Origin of the sequence: Bacillus cereus group sp. BfR-BA-01356, from assembly GCF_022663635.1 — a bacterium.
GTDB classification, from domain to species: Bacteria; Bacillota; Bacilli; order Bacillales; family Bacillaceae_G; genus Bacillus_A; species Bacillus_A cereus.
In genome coordinates this window covers 1-2,505 of record NZ_JAKUFX010000240.1, presented here as the reverse complement: position 1 = coordinate 2,505, position 2,505 = coordinate 1, and the positions used below count along the sequence as shown (strand labels likewise).

Below are 2,505 nucleotides of genomic sequence, written 5' to 3'. Positions count from 1 at the left end.
AATCGAGAGATTCATAAGAAAACGTCATCCTTTCTAGTCTAGCTTTTTTAGAAAGAATAACGTTTTTTTACACTTGGGGGTAGTGAAGATTTTTAAGTTGATGGGCATGTCTGATTGCCCCCAAGTAGCAAATATTGACATGTTTGATAGTGCTTTTCGGTAAAAATAAGCAGTCGCCTCATTTGGCACCTCGGCAACAGCACCGCCTAATCGGTGGAAAAATACGGAGGTGGTGGAAAAGGGTAAGTTAAATCGTAATTTCTATTTGATTACCTTCCGGATCGCCTATTACACTTTCATAATAGCCATCTCCAGTAAAACGTGGTCCATTCAATAAAGGATAACCAGCAGCTTTTATCACCTTTGTCAGTTCATTCACACGTTCTTCACTACCGACAGAAAAAGCCATATGAGCATAGCCAGTTATGTTTAAATTAGGCTTATTTTCAATCCCTTTTTTACGCATAAGTTCAAGTCTTGCTCCAGATTCGAACGTAATAAAATAAGATTCAAATTGTTTCGTTTTATTATGATATAAAGAGTTTGCTTTACCATTAAAGTATTTCATATAAAAATCACGCATACATTCTAAGTCATTTACCCAAATTGCAATATGTTCAATTTTCATAGGTTTCACCAATCCTATCTGTATCAATTAGGCTTCCACTGTATTAAATTTGCATTTGCATTACAACAATTTTGCTTCGCTATTAAAGCTAGTTGTTAATTTTTGATTGTGTACGTACATACAATATGTAATTAAGTGAATGACCATCATAGTAATTACAGAAAAGGGTGAATGAAGCATATGAATCAATTTGAGCAAATGATGTACGTTGGTGTCATCATGTCTATTGTACTATCCGTAATGATTTTAGGGTCCTTATATTATAATCCTCGACTTTCGTTAACTGATTATCCGAAAGATATTCAAAAAGTAGTTTTTCCAAAATCGATTCATGAAAAAAAGCAAACCATTTATTTTAATATTGTATATAATACTATTCTTTTCGGTAGTCCTTTCGTTTCTACATATATACTACATAAGCATGAAAAGTTAATGTATATGGATGCCTATTTACACACTTTTGGTATTTTAATGATTTTCAATTTAGTAGATTTACTTATAATTGATTGGCTAATTTTTTGCTGGATTACTCCAAGGTTTGTTGTGATTCCTAGTACGGAAGGTATGAAAGGTTATAAAGATTATAAGTTTCATTTAAGAGGGGCTATAGTCGCTACTCAAATTTTAGCAATCGTAAGTTTATTTTTGGCGGGAATTGCCACAACTATTTAGTGTGAAGAAGGGCATGGAGCTTTTATAAAAGATAAGGAGATTTATAATATATAGAATTAGAAATGAGAATTTGATAGTATTGGAGTAAGGAGTTTTAATAACAGTATATTAAACAATATTAATATACTGTTGCAAATGTTTTGATATTATGTAAAATTATACAATTTTACGGAGGCATTTGATAAAATTCAAAAAAATTTAATGGAGGCTAATATGAAAAAAGTAATTGGCGCAGCAACAGCAACTGTTTTTGGATTGGGAGCGTTTACCACAACTGCTACCGCAGAAACAATCGTAACAGCAGATGTACTTAACGTACGTGAAAAACCGACTACAGAATCAAAAGTGGTCGAAAAAGTAAAGAATGGGCAAGAATTAAAAGTCATAAATACCGAAGATGGCTGGTCAAAAATTGAGTTGAATGGTAAAGAAGTGTTTGTAAGTTCGGAGTTTACAAAAGATGTATATCATGTAACGGCGAATTTGTTAAATGTACGTACTGAAGCAAACACAGATTCAGAAATTCTTGGCAGACTAAAAAAAGATGATGTAATTGAATCAACGCATCAAGTAAAAGACGGATGGTTGCAATTTGAGTATAAAGGAAAAACTGCTTATGCAAACGTTTCTTTCCTATCAAGTACAGCACCAACTGAAAAGAAAACTGAAGAGAAAACGAAGCAAGTAGCGAAAGTACAAAAATCAGTTAAAGAAAAGAAAGAAGTAAAGACGCAGAAAGTAGCAAAAGCGAAAGAAACAACGAAAGCACAAGAAATAGTAAAGCCTAAAGAAGAGGCAAAAGTAGTAAAAGTTAAAGAAGAAGGGAAAGCGCAAGAAATAGTAAAACCTAAAGAAGAAGGGAAAGCGCAAGAAATAGTAAAACCTAAAGAAGAGGCAAAAGTCAAAGAAGAAGTAAAAGTTAAAGAAGAAGAAAAAGCGCAAGAAATAGTAAAGCCTAAAGAAGAGGCAAAAATCAAAGAAGAAGTAAAAGTTAAAGAAGAAGAGAAAGTGCAAGAAATAGCAAAGGCTAAAGAAGAAGAAAAAGCGCAAGAAATAGCAAAAGCTAAAGAAGAAGAGAAAGCAAGAGAAATAGTAAAAGCTAAAGAAGAAGAGAAAGCAAGAGAAATAGCAAAAGCTAAAGAAGAAGAGAAAGCAAGAGAAATAGCAAAAGCTAAAGAAGAAGAGAGAGCAAGAGAAATAGCAAA

At 32.8% G+C, this 2,505-nt stretch carries 3 protein-coding genes and 1 pseudogene; 2 read left to right on the top strand and 2 right to left on the bottom strand.

Going from position 1 to position 2,505, the window contains the following annotated elements; all coding sequences use genetic code 11:
- Positions 1 to 108 precede the first annotated feature (108 nt).
- Positions 109 to 243: pseudogene (locus MR168_RS32600) on the bottom strand (FAD-binding oxidoreductase); the annotation flags it as partial.
- 4 nt (positions 244 to 247) lie between these two features.
- Positions 248 to 628, bottom strand: coding sequence for a VOC family protein (locus MR168_RS32595; RefSeq protein WP_006924503.1), 381 nt, complete (start codon positions 626 to 628; stop codon positions 248 to 250).
- Between the two features lie 180 nt (positions 629 to 808).
- Here MR168_RS32595 and MR168_RS32590 point away from each other — a divergent pair, with 180 nt between their 5' ends.
- Both MR168_RS32590 and MR168_RS32585 read left to right on the top strand, forming a co-directional pair.
- Complete coding sequence (locus tag MR168_RS32590; RefSeq protein ID WP_001071240.1) at positions 809 to 1,300, top strand: hypothetical protein; 492 nt, start codon at positions 809 to 811, stop codon at positions 1,298 to 1,300.
- A 213-nt stretch (positions 1,301 to 1,513) separates the two neighbouring features.
- On the top strand, positions 1,514 to 2,505 hold a 992-nt coding region (locus MR168_RS32585), incomplete at its 3' end, for an SH3 domain-containing protein (protein ID WP_242291754.1).